The sequence below is a fragment of the Colwellia sp. MB02u-6 genome (genome assembly GCF_014077095.1).
In the GTDB taxonomy this organism is placed as follows: Bacteria; Pseudomonadota; Gammaproteobacteria; order Enterobacterales; family Alteromonadaceae; genus Cognaticolwellia.
The window spans coordinates 49,932-65,978 of the sequence record NZ_JACGVG010000034.1 but is presented as its reverse complement, the minus strand read 5'-3'; the positions used below and the strand labels follow the sequence as shown (position 1 = coordinate 65,978).

The window sequence follows — 16,047 nt, the reverse complement described above, 5'->3', positions numbered from 1 at the left end:
TTTTAATTTTTCTGGTTCTACTTTTGTTTTAGATAAGGAAAATGTGATGTGTTAGCTGTACGCCATTCCGATTTTCAATAATATATTTAAGCAGGAAATATGAACTTGTGTTAAGATATCACATGAAATAAACGGTGAAAAGGCCAGATTATATACTGACCTAATTTTACTAGTTACAAGTTTATAATCGCTTTATCCAAACCTTGCTTTGATAATTTAACCGCTTGAAGTGGTGTTAAACCATCTGGATATTCTTCTTGCTCTATAACAAACCATTTTGTACCACCAACCATTATATCTGCTTTTAAAACGGCGGCCCAATCAGTTACATCATCCCCAACGATCTGACGTTTACCATTAGTGGCCATTTTAGCTGCTACGTCTCTTGGAAGTTTTGCTTTGATATGTGTGGTTGATGTGCGATTTGGATAACGATTGATATATACAACAGGGTCTTTTTCCGCAAGTGTCACCCAACCAACATCCATTTGTAAAACAAAATCTTTCGGGGTTGATTTAGCGATATGATCCCAAAATGTCGCACCGTTATAATCATCAAATTCTTGCTCGTGATTATGATAACCAAAATGAAAGCCTTCAGCTTTAAGCTTGGTAAATAAATTATTTAAATCCGCAATTAAACTATCTACTTTTAAACTGTCCCAACCTCTATCATCCCAAGCAACAATGAGTGTATCGGTTTCTAACGCTTTATAAAAAGCCACTGATTTATCAAAATGTTTTACATCAAAAGCAGTAAAGTTAATGTGTGCCGCACTTACTTGTAAGCCTAAACCATCTAGAAAAACTTTAAGTCCTTTAGCATCATCATTATAAGGTCCAAAATCACCAGCAAACTCGACACCATCAAATCCCATAGCCGAAATCTGCTTTAATGTGCCTTTAAAATCACTTTTTAGTTCATGTTTTACTGACCATAATTGTACGCTTACTTTGGGTATTGCCTTTTCCTGGTAGGTTTGTACCTTGTTCTGCATTTTATTATCCTGTGCTTGCGTAAAGCATGACAGAGCGATAATTGCGGAAAGTGTTATAATTTTAAATATTTTCATTCTTATTCCTACTTTGTTAAATTCTTTATTCACATGCTAAACAACTATAGTGTTAACCACTATATTCGTTTAGCAGCTAGTTCTTTTACTGCAAAATCAACAGCTCTGGCGGTTAATGCCATAAAGGTTAAACTAGGGTTTTGTACTGCTGAAGAACAAAAGCTGGCACCGTCAGTCACAAATAAATTAGGAATATCATGACTTTGATTAAAACCATTCAGTATCGATGTTTTAGGATCTCGTCCCATACGTGCTGTACCTAGTTCATGAATGGCTAGGCCCGGAGGTCCGTGCTTCGAATTACCTAAAACATTTGTTAATCCAGCCGCTTTCAACATATTAATCGACTGCTCTGTGGCATCTTCCATCATTAACTTTTCGTTTTGAGAAAACCTCACATCGAATTCTATTTGAGGAATACCCCATTTATCTTTTAATGTTGGATGTAGACGCATCTGGTTTTCAAACCTAGGTAGCATTTCACCCTGTGCAAATAAACGAAAACGCCATTTACCTGCATGCTTCAGTTTATTTTTATACTCAGCACCTAAACCATCCTGATGCTGTTGAGAATCCCATCCTTCTCGATATGCACCACCACCTAAGGCATAGCCCCTTAGAAAACCACGTTTAGGATTTTGCTTATAATAGAAATTAGGTATCATTATGCCTGAAGGCCTTCGACCAGAATAATACTCGTCTTCAAAACCGTCAATATCACCAGAAGCTTCAGAATTGTAGTTATGGTCCATTAAATAATGACCAAGTACACCTGAGCTATTAGCAATGCCGTTAGGAAACTTTTTAGAGACGGAATTCATCAGTATTTGGGTTGAACCAATCGTTGATGCACAAACAAAAATAACTTTAGCAAAGTATTCCCGTTCGCTTAAATCATCGTTATCAATGACTCGTACACCCTTAACACGATTAGTTTTTTCATCATAAATAAGGCTATGCACAACACTGTTGGGCGCAATGTGTAAATTACCTGTTTTTGCCGCGGCTGGTAAAGTTGAGCTTTGCGTAGAAAAATAAGCACCGTAAGAACAACCAGCATGGCATTCATTTCGTGCCTGACACTTTACTCGACCTTGTGACACATGTAATTCTGAAGGTTGAGTTAAATGAGCCGTACGCCCCATAATTAAAGGGCGTTCAGGGTATAATTCAGCAAGTTTTGCTTGTATCGCTTTTTCTGGCGACGTCATTTCAAATGGAGGCAAAAATTCACTGTCAGGTAAATTGGGTAAATTTTCTTTAGAGCCACTTATACCTGCATGTATCTCAACGTGTGAATACCATTTTTCAATATCTTTGCTGCGAATTGGCCAGTCATTTCCATGACCATCTAGTTTATTGGCATTGAAGTCATACTCACCTAAACGGTAGGTTTGTCGATGCCATAATAAAGATTTTCCGCCTAACTGATTTGCCCGTATCCAAGAAAATTCAGTACCTTTTTTGGTGGTGTAAGGTAGGTCGCGGTCATTACCAAAAAAGTGCTTAGTGGTATTACCAAAAGCGTAACATTGCTTTTGAATATGATGTTGTTGATCGACTAAAATATTATCGACACGCCCGCGAAGTTCTTGCTTCCACATTGGTGTATTTTCACCGGTGTAATCTTTACGATGCTCGACAACACGGCCACGTTCTATCATTAGGGTTTTATGACCGCGTTCACAAAATTCTTTTGCTGCCCAACCGCCGGAGATCCCAGACCCAATAACAATGGCATCATAAACTTCACTAGTTTTATTTATATATACTTGTTCTTTCATTATGATTATCTCATATCAAATAGACTGACCGAGGTGTTAAGCACTCTATGGGATTAACTCCTATACATTGAGCTAAGGCTTATTAATTAAATAAACCTCTGGTAGCCCATGAAGGGTCCAAGTTTTTATAAGGAATTGAACCTTGAAAGCCACCCGGAACTGGGTCATAACGTAACTCTTGTGTTGCCCCTACTTCCGAAGTGTAATAACCAAAACAAATATATTGTTTTAACAACTTAAAATCGTCACGCTGAGTTTGATTAAAACGTTGTTGTCCCAAATCAAAGTCATTCAACAGTTGAAATTGTTGCTCAGACGTTAGCTTCATAAAAGACATTGATAACTGTTTTTTAGCACTTTCATTAACCAATTTTAATAATGCTAACACCGTTTTTTGTTCTTCTTTGGTATGACAATGAAAAAGTTGATTATCAATAAAACCATGAGTATCAACTTCTGCGGCGCCTAAAGTATCTGTTTTTGGAATAACAATTGAGCATATTTGTTTAAGTAGCATTAATTGGCTTTTATTAAAGACTTTACCGTCAGTTAAAATACTGTCACTGTTTGGTACATAGGCCATCGCAACAGAGATAGCATTACCTGTTAATAGTGAACCAACAGTAATGCCGCCAAGCATAGTAGTGAAGCCCTTTAGAAAATTTCGTCTGGACTTTTCATTCGTTGTTACTAATGTTGATGTAATATCATTATTCATAATCCCCCCCCCTAACCTATTTTTAATTAATATCAGCAGTCACAACAGTCTGTGACTTATTTTTATTCATATATAAGTATAAAAATGTAAAAGCGATGATGAGTATCGCGGGGAAAAAAGCTAGATTAGCGAGTACGCTTTGGCCTGCTACAAGCTCTGGATCTATGCCTGGTATAACTGAAGCATTGGCACTTTCACGCGCACTGTCTATCCAGCTACCAATAACAGGATTCCATAGACTTAAGGCAAACATGCCTGCAGCACCAATCATCGACATGCCTAAAGCACCACTTTCTGGAATGTTCTCTGCAACAAATCCCACCATGGTTGGCCAGAAATACATCACGCCAATCGCAAATAATATTGCGGCAAAATAAACCATTGAACCAGTAGCAATGCTCATTGAATATATTCCCACAGTGGCAACAATGGCAGAAAATAGAAGCACGCCAACAGGATTGAGACGATGAATGACTGGGCCTGCAAAATAACGTCCTACAGCCATTAATCCGGTAATTAGTGCCATGATTAGCATAGGAGATGCACCTGATGCTCCCAAAATCCTTTCAATCCATTGCTGTGTGCCCAATTCGGCGGTAGTTGTTAATGTCATACAAATCGCCATAAAAATGAATAGCGGTGAAAATAATGCTTTTACATTGTCACGGGTAGAGCCTTTGATACGTTCAATTTCTGGAAAGTGCTGTTTTAACGTCATCACGCCATATAAAATGGCAGGAATTAGCATGACCGCAATTTGTAATTGCCAACCTAAATTCGCATCGGTCATCGCTTTTGAAATAAGCGCTCCTACAACGATTCCTCCAGGAAACCAAACATGAAATCTATTTAACATTGTAGTTTTGTTATCTGGATACGTTTCAGCAATTAATGGGTTACAACCAGCTTCTACTGCGCCATTAGCAAAACCAATAAAGAAGGTTGAAATGAGTAAGCCCCAAAATCCTTCTGCTGATATAGTTAACAGTAGACCTGCTAAGTGACATACAAAGGCAATTATCAGTAACTTTTTAGCTCCAAGGCTATTATATAAAGCCCCACCTATCATCATAGCGACAGGAAAACCTAAAAAAGCCATGGCGTTTACCCAACCAAGCTGACCATCGTTAAGCGAAAACTCAGCACCTAGTTGACTTAAAATACCTGCCCGTATTGCAAAAGTCATTGAAGTAACAAGCAAAGCTAAACAACAAATGGTAAATATTCTGGATGAGTTCTTTGCGCTTATTGTTTTATTTACAGTCATAGTCTTGCTCTTTTATTTCAGCCCTAAAAGGCTTTTATTAACATTATTGTCTGTAGCTACGGCAGCAAAATTGTCAAAGGCTTTGTCCGTTGGATTAATAAGATGTTGGGCAATAAATATCGCCCCTTCTTTAGCACCATCTTCTGGATGTTTAATACAACACTCCCACTCGAGCACAGCCCACCCCGTAAAACCATATTGAGTCAGTTTGCTAAAAATGGCTTTGAAGTTAATTTGACCATCGCCCAAGGAGCGAAAACGTCCTGGCCTATCTTGCCAAGATTGATAACCACCGTACACACCGCTGCGACCTGACGGATTGAACTCGGCATCTTTAACATGAAAGGCTTTAATTCGATCATGATAGATATCGATAAAAGCAAGGTAATCGAGTTGCTGTAAAACGAAGTGACTTGGATCATATAAAATATTAGCGCGAGGATGGTTATTTACCGCTTCAAGAAAGCGTTCGAAGCTTGCGCCATCATGTAAATCTTCACCTGGATGTAATTCATAACAAACGTCAACACCCGCTTCATCAAATGCATCAAGAATAGGTAACCAGCGATTAGCTAATTCTTCAAAACCTAATTCAACTAAACCGGGAGGTCTTTGTGGCCATGGATAAAAGGTGTGCCACAACAATGCACCTGAAAAAGTAGCATGAGCTTTTAAACCGAGTCTTTCACTCGCTTTCGCCGCACATTTCAGTTGTTCTATCGCCCATTCTGTTCTAGCTGAAGGATTATTTCGTAACGCTTCAGGTGCAAAACCATCGAACATTTTGTCATAAGCAGGATGTACTGCGACCAGTTGACCTTGAAGATGTGTCGAAAGCTCAGTGATCTCTAAACCAGCTTCAGCCACTATCGCTTTTATTTCATCACAATAGCTTTGACTGATTGCCGCTTTCGATAAGTCGATAAGTTTAGGGTCCGTGGGTAATTGAATACCTTTATACCCTAACCCCGCAGCCCATTGACATAATGATGGTAAGTCATTAAATGGAGTTTCATCGCCAATGAATTGTGCAAGGAAAATAGCGGGACCTTTAATTTTTTTCATTGATTTTCCCATGAAATTCTCCTTATGCTTTTTTTAGTTTGTTTGGAATAGTAATGTTTTGTGGTACTAATAAAAAAGGGTGCCATTTCAATTCAGATTGACTCGCAGCCACAACATTCTCAATAAAGGCCATACCCCTTACTGCAGACTCTATGCCTGGGACATCATTCATAGCGGCGTCATTAATGCTAACAAGGTCGTTAGTCTCTTTATTACACGTGCTGGGGAATAATCTTCTGCGTATTTGATATGAGAACTGCGTATAAATATTAGCGAATGCTTCTAGGTAACCTTCTGGATGACCTGCAGGCGTTCTCATGTTTGCTTGTGTTATAGCATCCATTCCACCAACGCCGGCACGAATCAACTGACTCGGTTTATCTGTAAACTTCATCCAAACACTGTTAGGTTCAAGTTGTGACCATTCAATACTTGCTGTTTCACCGTATACACGTAATTTAAGACTATTCTCTTCACCCACTGAGATTTGGCTCGCCAGTAAAACACCTTCTGCACCTGAATTAAAACGTAACAATACAGTGCCGTCGTCATCAAGTATTCGTCCGGTAACACTACTCGATAAATCAGCACAAATTTCCGTTATCGCAAGACCTGTCACGTATTCTGCGAGGTTGGCAGAATGTACGCCAATATCCCCCATACAACAGCTAATCCCTGACTTTTTAGGATCTAATCGCCATGAAGCCTGTTTACTGCCTTCATCTTTTTTATGTGCTAACCAACCTTGTGGATATTCAACAACAACCTTTTTAATATTACCCAATTGCCCATGTTTAATGCGCGCTTTAGCTTCTTTTATCATAGGGTAACCCGTGTAGGTATGTGTTAAGCCGTACAATAACCCAGTGTGTTCAATAATTTCTTTCAACGCCAAGGTTTGAACTAAGTCAACCGTTGCCGGTTTATCAGACATCACATGAAAGCCATATTCAAGGGCCATTTTAGCAACAGGGAAATGCAGATGATTAGGCGTGACAATAGACACCATATCCATACGTTTATCATCACTTAGCTTTGCTTCTGTCTCAAACATCTCTTGGTAAGAGCGGTAGCATCTATCTTCATCTAAATACAGTGATTTACCTGATGAAACTGCATTGTCAGGATCAGAACTAAACGCGCCACAAACTAGCTCAATTTGGTTATCTAGTTGTGCAGCTATACGATGAATAGCGCCAATAAAAGCGCCTTTTCCACCACCCACCATTCCCATTCTAATTTTACGCATAATAATTAACTCTTTTTAAATAGATATTATGGTTATGCAGTCACGCTATTTTGCTCAAACTTAAAACCAAAACATCTACTAGAACTGTTTATTTACTATAGAGACATTTTTCAATATTGTGTTAAGAATAAATCGGTTTTTTATACAACAAAATCGGCGTTGTTTATTTTTTGTTGGTTTTTTATTTGTTGAAAAAGAGACAAGACAATCAATTACTTTCTTTTGATGAGTTATTTTTACGGACTTTAGTGTTTATATAAATTGAATAATACTTAGATGCAAATATTACTTGTTCAACAGATCCAAGCAATTGAGCGTATCGACTTTATAGTCGCGATACTTTGGGGGGATTTTGTGGTGTGTCCACTATTCTTAAACAGTTATAAGAAGCAGAAAAAGTTATCATCAAATCGATCAAGTATTCAGCTAAAGACTGAACGAAGGTAACCAGAATTTATTTTAATAAATGAGTATCGATTCATAAATAACTCTATTTATTTTTGCCTTATTTTAGAGAGAAACTCCCTGTTCGTTGGCAATGCATTGAACAATTGCTCAGTAGTATTACGCGTTTCGTTGAGTAGACGCTTTATTAACGAAGCTTCTTTCTGAGCTAATGTTTGTTTCATTGTATTGAAGCCCATACCATACAAAACGTACTGCTTACTTGCTGACGAAAACAGTTCAAAACGTTGATTTGTCTCATAAAGCCCTGGAGCTTGTGAACGCCATAGTTGCAATGATTCCTGTAAACTTTCGGGAATTGACTCTACTTGTTGATGCGCTTGCCAATACGCACTGTCTGTTCGTTTCGATAGTAGGTAATGTAACTTAAGAAAATCGATGATTTCTTGCCATCTTTGCAAGGTTAAATGATTAAACCTTTTCGCCAAAACTTTCATAGCACTGCCATCTCGCGGAAGTTGCTGACTGATCCACTCAGCTGATTTTTCAATTAATACCAAAGCAGTAGCTTCTAAAGGTTCAACAAAACCCGCTGAAACACCAATAGCTACACAGTTCTTATGCCAGAATTTTTCTCTATAACCTGGAGTAAACTTAATTTTTCGAGAGGTGATATTTTGTGAATTAATAAAGGGATCGTTTTTCAAATACCTATACAACGTCTCGTCTGCTTTTTCTGAAGTTGTAAAATCGCTCGAAAAAACATGACCTATTCCTCGTCTATTTTGCAGCGAAATATCCCAAATCCAACCACTGTTTTGAGCGGTTGCGACAGTACATGAAGCGATAGGTGTTTGATTATCAACATGCTCGACTTGAACCGCTAATGCCGTGTCATTAAACAAAATATGTTGCTGTGACTTAAAAGGGACTTGATAATGTTTGCCAATCAAAATAGCAGCAAAGCCACTGCAGTCGATAAATAAATCGCCCAACATTTGCTCGCCACTCGTTAATATAAGTGAAGCTATATCGCCATTTTCTGCAGGTAGAACCTGCTCAACATGCCCTTGTATATAACTAACCCCTAGCTTATCAAGACAGTGCTGATGAAGCATTTTAACAAATTTACCTGCGTTAAGGTGATAGCCATAATTCAAACTAAAAGCATATTCAGGCATTTGTGGAAGTTTAGGCGCTAGATTTTTGTCACAAATAGCCCCTTGTGCACAAACCCAACGTTCAAAATCTATATCTTTCGTTGATGCTGACCAGTGATCAGCCATGCTTAACGCACCATAACCGGAAGGTGCCGTAAAAGGATGATAATAATGCTCATTTTTCCCCTGAGACCAACCGACAAATTTAGAGGCTTGTTTAAAACTCGCGTCACAACAAGAGAGGAACTCACGCTCAGAAATGCCAATTTGGCGAAGGGTATCTCGCATAGTTGGCCATGTGCCTTCACCAACCCCCAAATTTTTAACATCTGGCGATTCCACAAGGGTAACTTGAGTATTCTGTGTTGGAGAATCTTTTATATAATGACGAGCAGCAATAATACCTGCCGTTAACCAACCTGCTGTACCACCACCAACAATCACAATTCTCGTTTTCATTTTATCTTCTAATATCAATTGAATTCAGTTGTTAATCATTTATGCTCCGCTAAGTAACATCTACTTTTGGTAAATTAGTCACTTTTAGCGGGACAGTATTTTTTAATAAAGTCTGAATGTTGTGGTAATTGAGCAACCGCGTTTGCAACCCTATTTCGGAGTACCGTCATTTGCTCTTTTAACCCTTCAGTAGGCAGAACACAGCTACCTTTATGATGTTGCTCAGGCATAATGCCCTGTCCCATCATTACTTGCACCCAAGAATCCACTCTAAATAAGCCAATATCATCAAGCCATGCATAACCATTTTCTTTAAAAATAGCCATTCGATGAGCCAACGATTCAGGAATTTCCATGGAACGATAATGATCCCAAAATGGGCTGTCATCTCGCTCGGTTAAATGATAATGAAGAATGATAAAATCACGAATGGTTTCAGCTTCTAACTTTACCTCATGATTATATTGTTTAGCCAGTAAAACTGTATTACCGCCAAAGGGAAACATTTTCATGAGTCGAAGTAAGGCGGTCGTAACAAGGTGAATACTGGTTGACTCCAATGGCTCTAAAAATCCACTAGATAAACCAACAGCAACACAGTTTTTATGCCAGGCTTTTTCGCGTCGACCCGTAGTAAAACGAAGTTGTCTAGGCTCAGAGATTGGTTCTCCAGTGAGATTTCCCATTAACGTAGTGCGAGCATCATCATCAGATAAAAATTTGCTGCTATAAACAATACCATTGCCGACACGGTTTTGCAGGGGAATTCGCCATTGCCAGCCTGCGGAGTGAGCCATAGCTTTTGTATATGGTATTGGTTCTTCTACTGCTTTTGTTTGCACAGCAATCGCACTGTCTGCCGCTAGATAATGACTCCAATCTTGATAACCAACGTCAAGACTTTCTCCAATAAGTAGTGCTCTAAAACCAGTACAATCAATAAAAAAATCACCTGTAATTTCTTTACCATTGCCTAAGGTCAGTGAGGTTATATTGCCAGTTTCATCTTTGCTTATTTGTTCTATAAAACCTTCTTCACGCTTAACACCTGCCATTTCACTTTTAGTCCGTAAAAATGTGGCATATGCGGTTGCATTGAAATGATAAGCATAATTAATGTTTTTTTTGCCTGTTTGTTTGGCAAATTTATTCGCTTTAGCTGCTTTTAGCTCAAGACAGTAATCTTCAAGGCTCCCACCAAACCCTTGTGCTTTAGCTTCCATCCAAAACTCATGAAATTCTGCCATCCAAGAGCGTTGACCAATTTCACCAAAAGAGTGAAAATAACTGTCTTCTGCTTGCCCCCAATTTTCAAACTGAATACCTAATTTGAAGGTTGCTTGAGTCGCAGACATAAATTCTTGTTCATCTATCCCAATTAATTGATGATACGCTCGTATGGTAGGGATTGTCGCTTCGCCTACACCAATAGTGCCAATCTGATCAGATTCTACTAGCGTTATATCCAATAGACTGCCAAGGCGAGATACTAAGCTATATGCGCTAAGCCAACCAGATGTTCCACCACCAGCGATAACTACTTTAGTTTTTGAATCGGTCATTATATTCTGTCTCTTAGCTTAAGCATTAACACCAATGTAATTTTAGTTTTGTGTTAGTTTAATATTAGCGATTGAGGTTATTTCTCAACATGGCACCCAATCGTCTCGATTGATTTTCGTCAATATTGGCTAACGCGCCATGACTTTCGGGCGGTAAGTGTGCACGTACATTTTCGCTATCACCAAAAATGTAGTAATCAAATAATGCTTTCCATGCTTCTTTATCTTTTGTTGGGCGATCTCTTATGCTCATCATGGCATGCATTAATGCATCCATTGGGCTGCCTAAATAAGGGTCTGCTTCCATCCACCAATAATTCACCATGACATTGAAACGATCAAATGCTTCTACTTCATGCCACCACATACTGGGGTAATATAGGCCATCACCAGGTTCAAGATCTGCAATATAGGCATTATCAAGCGCTTCTTTTAAACGTGGAAAGCGGCTAAAGTCTGGCTTGCTGAGATCAGCTAAGGTAACCACTTGACCTCCAGGGGTAGGACTTAATGGTCCAGGGTATAGATTATTGATTTGATCTGGAGGAAACAAAGTGAAACGTCTTTTACCTGCTACGCAACAGGCAATATTTTTGGGTTGATCAAAATGTGCGGCGGCAACAGATTCTGTGCCTAACCAAATTTTTGAAACCGGTTGGTTATTTTTAAATTCGGCATGATCAAAGTCTAATTTATTCGTTTGATTAAGCGTAGGGAACCCTTCATCAAATCTGAGTGAATTAATGTAAAAATAATCATGTTCTTCTTGGCTAAGTTGGTTACGTATAGCATCAAAAACTTCGGAAAGGGTGCTTCGGTTACTAGAGAAGTTGAAACCGGTGCAGCTTTTGTTGTAACCAAAACGGGCTTTATTTTCAGTGGGAGCTTTGTAAACAAGTAATGGACGTTTATTGTAATGCTGCTCGAGTTGAGCCATTACGCTATTAGAGGATTGCTGAGCTGATTCTTGTCCAGCTTGCACTAACGGCCAGTCTTTGACTAACCCTTTTAAAATAATAGGCTGGTTATGCGAAAATAGTTCATCATAAGGGATCGTTTGAGGGGTGATCCCTTCGAGCACCTTTACTACCATTTTAGTATCGGTTTTACGCTGATTGTTAATTATCATCATGCACGTCCTTCGTTAGTTAGAATATACCGTTTTAACAAAGGATTAATACATTGCAGATTTTGCATTTTTTAGCGCTATCAATGTTTGGAAATTCCCCATCGACGACAATACAAAATATAACAAACTTAGTACGCCATATTGGTTCAACTCAGCTAAATTAGCGCCATCGAGTTTTGCGAGTTTATCTTGGTTAACCGTATAATAATCAGTGAAATTCACTTCTTCTACATTACTGAGTTTAATGTTGATAGATACGGGTTCTAACAAGTCCATTGACTTAACTAGGGTATAAAGTGTTTTATCAAATTGCATTCCACGATCAATAGTTTGCAGTGCTTTTTTTACATAATTTAGGTAAGGTGCTTCGCCACCAAATTGAAGAAAAACATTCTCACCCTGATCGGTATTTACCCGAGTATCTTCCATATCAATGCAAATAACAGGATCTTGTTGCGCGTTATTTTCTTTAATCGCTTTTTTATAGCCTAAACTAAATGGGCCTCTTGCAAGTAATGCGGGTACAAATCGAGTTGTCCAACCATTATCACCCATAAACAGGTTTTCATCTCTTTCCAAACCCAATATCGCGTGTAACTGTGTGAGCCCTGTTTCAGAATTTTTGTGAAAAACCAAGGGGAATTCTTTATGTAATTCGCCTATTTCAGTAGCGTATATCAATGAACGATTTACATTTAAGTTAGATTCAGGTCGTGTATCAACCTTAATATCTTTATGATCTACATTATTTAAGACTATTGCATTGCTCATCGCATACTTCGCTTTATTATAAAGTTGTGTCATACCCCCATAAATTACTAGGAACAATGACCTTAAAAAAAGAATGAAACATTAATATCATGTTTCATTCTTAGGTAATACCAATCCTCATAAATAATTTTATAACGTAAAATATGAGGAATGGTATCGAATAAATATCTTCAGCTAATTGATTGAACTGAAAAATTTAATCAAAGTCTAAAATTTGTAATTAGCACTTAACACAAAACGTCTATCTGCTTCTTGAACAAAGAAAATATTGTTTTTACTACGACCATACTTACGAAGACCTTCTTCAGTTAAGTTAATAATATCTAAACTTACAGTTAAGTCTTCAAGTGGACTATAACTCACGTTAATATCGATTTGCTCAGCTTCCGCAAGATATACTGGGTTACGTGGACCTTTACCACGATTAGTCGTACTTAAAAACTCATCTCTCCAGTTGTAAGCAATACGTGTTGAAAAGCCGTCCATTTCATAAATTAATACGGCGTTAGCCGTATCGCTTAAACCTTCCAATGCGAATTGATCAACATTGATAGAACCACCATTATCATAACCAATATCACCATTTACGGTAGTATAGTTTACTTGATAGCCAAAACCAGTTTCACCAAAGAAATGCTGCCATGCAAATTCAAAACCGTCGATCACCGCACTTTTATCGTTAACTGGACCCGTTACTTGAAACTGTAATTCTGGATCACCAGCTTGTGCAAATACATCATAAGCAGCAAACACTTCACCTTCAAAATTTGGATTTACACCAGGGTCTTCAAAGTCTGCAGCGCCATTAGGAAAGTCAGCTGGATTTTGTAAAACTGCCGACATGGTAAATAAGTTAACTTCGTTAACATCATAACCACCTGCATTTAATGCTGCTATTGCGTCACCTGAAGTAGTACCATCCGCACCTGAAGTCGCATCGAGTAAACCAAATAATGTTTTTTGACTTTGCGCTATACCCACAAAGTTTTCAACGTCTTTTCTATAGTAACCGATAGAAATTAGGCTTGAATCGCTGTAATACCACTCTAAAGATAAATCAATGTTTGTTGATTCAAGTGGATCTAACTGTGCATTACCTGATTTACCAGTTGCTACACCACCCAATGCTGTTATGCGGGGTTGAGGTGATATTGACGTAGACTGAAACAGTTGATCATAAGAAGGTCGAGCCAATGTTTTACTAAAAGAAGCACGGGCCTTAATGTCGTCGTTTACGTTAAGCGTAAAATCAATACTTGGTAAAAAGTTAGAGTAGTCATTTTCGTCTCTGATCGTTTCTACTGTGTCACCTAGTACGGGTAAAAAGTCGTTATCAGCTTCCCAAATTATTTGTGTAGGCAAAAATTGATTCGACGATGAAGTAACATCTGTTTGCTCGTAACGTAAACCTGCAACGATATTTAATGTCATATCAGCAACGTCATAATCCATATTCGCTTGAACATATACAGATAAAATGTCTTCTTCAACCGTATTATCATCATCTGTATTAATGGAGCGACCCGCTAAAGATACACCATAGGCAGGACCGACTGCATTTAGAAGTGCTACTGGATCACCACTAAATGAAACACTACCGAGTGGTATTGTTGCACCACCTGGAGAAAGAGTATCGGCACCGTCAACGCCAGATATATCATGGTCTTCAAACGCACAAGCTGTACAGCTTTGATCAAATAAACCCTCTGGGATATCGCCTGGAGCTGTTACACCCCAATCACCTAAAGCGTCAGTTGACGCTTGACGTGTTTGTCTCATTTCTGTTGAAATATATCCAACACCAAAATCAACAGTAATGTCATCAACAAACCATTGGCCTTCAATACGGAATTGGTCAACATTTGAAACTTGATTAGACATATCGGTTTGTGTGACTTGAGAGCCAACATCAGCTTTATCAAAAATCCCATTACCGTTGCCACCTTTTAGTGAATCTTCAATTAAGATACTTGCTGCAGGAATTGGCTGAGTAAAGTCAACTGTTTGAAAACCAGCTGTTGCACCTGCCATATTAAAACGAACAGAGTTTAATCCTAAAGGACCAGCACCACCACTTGTTGCTTCTGAAGATGCAACATCAAAACTTAAGCTTAAGTCATCATTTACTTCATAAGCCGCATTAAAACCAAAAGATTTTAATTCATCTTTTGTTGCTAACGCTAAATTTTGGAAGAAGAAATCTTTACCAATAACTTGGTTATTTGCGCCACCTGTCTCAGAAAACTTGACCGGTGTAGACACTACAGGGTTACCATCAAATTCAACAGAGCTGAATTGACGTGCAAACCAAATACCATCGATAAGTGATGTAGATTCTTTCTCATTTTTTGCATATGTTGCATCAAAGGTCAATCTAAGCTCGTCGATTGGTTGATATTGCAACGTTAGCATCGCATTAGTACGCTCACGATGATCTTGGTTAGTACCTAAGCCAATATTACTAGGTATCGCTAGAATTTGACCAATAGTCGGTTCATTTACTACGGTAGCACCTGGGATGGTCAGAGAATCTAAATCCTCTGCGCCATTATATGTACGCAACTCGTACACTTCAGTACTCATGTGTCGACTGCCAGAGTCACGTTCTTGGAATGAACCAAATAATGAAACACCAAAAGTTGAGTCATCATTTACCCAAGTTGTTACACCACTTATTTCAGGCGTGATACCATCGCCACTTTCATCTTTAACGCCTTTAACGCCAATAGAAGTTGAATTTTCGCTTTGTTCAAGTGGTTTAACTGTATTAATGTTGATTGTTGCACCAATACCACCAGAAGAACCTGCAGCGCGTCCTGTTTTATATACTTCTATTCCACTTACGCCTTCAGAGGCAAGGTTTGAGAAATCAAATGAACGACTCGTCCCTGCTGCACCTTTATCTTGTGGGTTACCCGTAATAGTACCAACGTTTGCTGCTGGCATTTGACGGCCATTTAAGGTCACTAAATTAAAGTTACCGCCAAAGCCACGTACGGTGACTTCTGAACCTTCACCGTTAACTCGGTTAATTGATACACCCGTAATACGTTGCAAAGATTCTGCGAGATTGGTATCAGGAAATTGCCCCATATCCACAGCAGAAATAGCATCAACAACACCTGTTGATTGACGCTTAACATTCATTGATTGAGATAAACTGCCTCGCATACCTGTGACTTGAATAACTTCAAGTTTTTCTTCTTCTGTCTTAATTTCTTCTGCTAACACTGGCACCATTACTGAAGTACCAAGCATTACACTAATAGTTTTGGCGAGTAATGATTTATTAAAGGTTTTATAATTATTGTTCATCATGCTTATGTTGCCTATTATAGTTTTTTATTATCAAGGTGTAGTGCATACGATACTGCTATTACATTCGTCTATAGCTAAACCTTTCTG

At 38.5% G+C, this 16,047-nt stretch carries 11 protein-coding genes; all 11 read right to left on the bottom strand.

The annotated features are described in order from the left end of the window. Positions 1–173: 173 nt before the first annotated feature. The 11 genes from H4J46_RS08995 to H4J46_RS08945 all read right to left on the bottom strand — a co-directional run bounded on the left by H4J46_RS08995 (position 174) and on the right by H4J46_RS08945 (position 15,960). On the bottom strand, positions 174–1,073 hold the full coding sequence (locus H4J46_RS08995) for a sugar phosphate isomerase/epimerase (RefSeq protein ID WP_259365760.1): 900 nt from the start codon (positions 1,071–1,073) through the stop codon (positions 174–176). A 59-nt stretch (positions 1,074–1,132) separates the two neighbouring features. Continuing rightward, positions 1,133–2,857 carry a GMC oxidoreductase gene (locus H4J46_RS08990; RefSeq protein ID WP_182233171.1) on the bottom strand — a complete coding sequence of 575 codons (1,725 nt, stop codon included), beginning with the start codon at positions 2,855–2,857 and terminating at the stop codon, positions 1,133–1,135. Between the two features lie 82 nt (positions 2,858–2,939). After that, entirely contained in the window at positions 2,940–3,575 is a 636-nt protein-coding gene (locus tag H4J46_RS08985) for a gluconate 2-dehydrogenase subunit 3 family protein (RefSeq protein WP_182233170.1), read from the bottom strand. 22 nt (positions 3,576–3,597) lie between these two features. Then, on the bottom strand, positions 3,598–4,824 hold the full coding sequence (locus tag H4J46_RS08980; protein ID WP_182233306.1) for a sugar MFS transporter: 1,227 nt from the start codon (positions 4,822–4,824) through the stop codon (positions 3,598–3,600). A 30-nt stretch (positions 4,825–4,854) separates the two neighbouring features. Continuing rightward, positions 4,855–5,907, bottom strand: a complete 1,053-nt coding sequence (locus H4J46_RS08975) for a sugar phosphate isomerase/epimerase (protein WP_182233305.1) — start codon at positions 5,905–5,907, stop codon at positions 4,855–4,857. 22 nt (positions 5,908–5,929) lie between these two features. After that, positions 5,930–7,156, bottom strand: coding sequence for a Gfo/Idh/MocA family protein (locus H4J46_RS08970; RefSeq protein ID WP_259365759.1), 1,227 nt, complete (start codon positions 7,154–7,156; stop codon positions 5,930–5,932). A gap of 494 nt (positions 7,157–7,650) precedes the next feature. After that, positions 7,651–9,180, bottom strand: coding sequence for a tryptophan halogenase family protein (locus tag H4J46_RS08965; protein ID WP_182233169.1), 1,530 nt, complete (start codon positions 9,178–9,180; stop codon positions 7,651–7,653). 74 nt (positions 9,181–9,254) lie between these two features. Beyond that, positions 9,255–10,742 carry a tryptophan halogenase family protein gene (locus H4J46_RS08960; protein WP_182233168.1) on the bottom strand — a complete coding sequence of 496 codons (1,488 nt, stop codon included), beginning with the start codon at positions 10,740–10,742 and terminating at the stop codon, positions 9,255–9,257. 64 nt (positions 10,743–10,806) lie between these two features. Then, positions 10,807–11,874: a cupin-like domain-containing protein gene (locus tag H4J46_RS08955; protein WP_259365758.1), complete on the bottom strand. Its 1,068-nt coding sequence runs from the start codon at positions 11,872–11,874 to the stop codon at positions 10,807–10,809. A 42-nt stretch (positions 11,875–11,916) separates the two neighbouring features. Continuing rightward, a complete protein-coding gene (locus tag H4J46_RS08950) occupies positions 11,917–12,675 on the bottom strand; it encodes a SapC family protein (protein WP_259365757.1) in 759 nt (252 codons plus the stop codon). A gap of 174 nt (positions 12,676–12,849) precedes the next feature. Next, positions 12,850–15,960: a TonB-dependent receptor gene (locus H4J46_RS08945; RefSeq protein WP_259365756.1), complete on the bottom strand. Its 3,111-nt coding sequence runs from the start codon at positions 15,958–15,960 to the stop codon at positions 12,850–12,852. Between the last annotated feature and the right edge of the window lie 87 nt (positions 15,961–16,047).

Bases quoted from the DNA above. Each gene is read 5' to 3' on its own strand.
- H4J46_RS08975 (WP_182233305.1), bottom strand. From the start codon at position 5,907: ATGAAAAAAATTAAAGGTCCCGCTATTTTCCTTGCACAATTCATTGGC.
- H4J46_RS08960 (WP_182233168.1), bottom strand. From the start codon at position 10,742: ATGACCGATTCAAAAACTAAAGTAGTTATCGCTGGTGGTGGAACATCT.
- H4J46_RS08965 (WP_182233169.1), bottom strand. From the start codon at position 9,180: ATGAAAACGAGAATTGTGATTGTTGGTGGTGGTACAGCAGGTTGGTTA.
- H4J46_RS08950 (WP_259365757.1), bottom strand. From the start codon at position 12,675: ATGACACAACTTTATAATAAAGCGAAGTATGCGATGAGCAATGCAATA.
- H4J46_RS08985 (WP_182233170.1), bottom strand. From the start codon at position 3,575: ATGAATAATGATATTACATCAACATTAGTAACAACGAATGAAAAGTCC.
- H4J46_RS08995 (WP_259365760.1), bottom strand. From the start codon at position 1,073: ATGAAAATATTTAAAATTATAACACTTTCCGCAATTATCGCTCTGTCA.
- H4J46_RS08955 (WP_259365758.1), bottom strand. From the start codon at position 11,874: ATGATGATAATTAACAATCAGCGTAAAACCGATACTAAAATGGTAGTA.
- H4J46_RS08970 (WP_259365759.1), bottom strand. From the start codon at position 7,156: ATGCGTAAAATTAGAATGGGAATGGTGGGTGGTGGAAAAGGCGCTTTT.
- H4J46_RS08945 (WP_259365756.1), bottom strand. From the start codon at position 15,960: ATGATGAACAATAATTATAAAACCTTTAATAAATCATTACTCGCCAAA.
- H4J46_RS08990 (WP_182233171.1), bottom strand. From the start codon at position 2,857: ATGAAAGAACAAGTATATATAAATAAAACTAGTGAAGTTTATGATGCC.